Genomic DNA, 1,140 nt, shown 5'->3' with positions numbered 1-1,140 from the left:
TCGGCTTGTTAGGTAAAGTGGCTTTCAAAGTATTGAAGGATTACGAAGCGCAGCGTAAAGAAGGAAAAGACCCTGTCTTCAAACCTTCTGAATTAGGCATTGATAATACAGAAGCCTGGGAGGATGAAGAGGAAGAACAAGAAGATCGTGCTGTCATTTAATAATAACCATAGAAGGAACTTGGGGTAAGATTCCCAAGTTCTTTTTTTATTCCTTATAATGAAGTTTTGCGTTCCTCAATTTGTCATGAAATCTCAATATCTACTCCAAATATCGCTTAGGAATCGGGATTATAATAGATGTATAGAAAGATAAAGGAGCTGATTGAAATGAAAAAGCTTATTATCGTAGTATTATCATTAGGATTAGCGGCCGCCGTTGGGATAACTGGAGTGTACGCTCAAGGTAATCAAAATGAATTGCCATCAACAAATATGAACCAGAGAATGGATATGAATGACATGCACCAAATGATGAAAGGTCCAAACGGTTTCATCAATTTTGGACAGATGAAAAACATAATGGAAGACATGCATCCTAATTTGACCAAACAGGAGATTAAGGAAATGTACGCTGCGATGCACGGCACAAACGGGGCAGAACCTAGTGCGCAATTCGAAAATTGCATGCATGAATAGCAGATATTAAAAGCTGTCCTAAGGATTGATCATTGCTTGAAGAACAAAGAAAAACCTGGTGAAAAAGACAAACGTAAGAAGACTGAAAAACCAGTAAAAGACGATGGTGTTGCTGAGAAAGATAAAGACCCTTCGGAAGTGAACGAGGAAAAAGAGAATAACTCAAAAATGCCTAAAAAGGAATCTTTGAAAGTAAAAGAGAAAAAAGGCGTATGGGAAATCTCCCTTCCTAAATCTATTGAAGAAGATGACTTGCAGAAAAATCAAATTGTCATAATGAATGAAAAAAATGAAATTGTAGAAGGTGAGATCAAAATCATCAAAAATGGACGAATGCTAGAATTTAAGCCCGCTAAAGACCTGGACCCCAAGACGTCCTATACCCTATGGGTAATCTACGATTCAGATGAACAAAAAGAAGTGAGCTACCCACTGGAAACCAACTAATAGAAATAAATACCACCTCAGGTCATCCAGAATCTGGATGACCTGAGGTGGTTAA

2 protein-coding genes are annotated in these 1,140 nt (G+C 37.7%); both read left to right on the top strand.

The window, feature by feature from the left end; genetic code table 11:
• Positions 1-329: 329 nt before the first annotated feature.
• Positions 330-638 carry a hypothetical protein gene (locus LD39_RS19355; RefSeq protein ID WP_035552092.1) on the top strand — a complete coding sequence of 103 codons (309 nt, stop codon included), beginning with the start codon at positions 330-332 and terminating at the stop codon, positions 636-638.
• Positions 639-674: 36 nt separating this feature from the next.
• Positions 675-1,085: a hypothetical protein gene (locus LD39_RS19350; RefSeq protein ID WP_035552088.1), complete on the top strand. Its 411-nt coding sequence runs from the start codon at positions 675-677 to the stop codon at positions 1,083-1,085.
• The last annotated feature ends 55 nt before the right edge of the window (positions 1,086-1,140 follow it).

The organism is Halobacillus sp. BBL2006 (assembly GCF_000786645.1).
In the GTDB taxonomy this organism is placed as follows: domain Bacteria; phylum Bacillota; class Bacilli; order Bacillales; family Halobacillaceae; genus Halobacillus.
The sequence above is the reverse complement of the archived record's forward strand: the minus strand, read 5'-3'. Positions and strand labels throughout refer to the sequence as shown.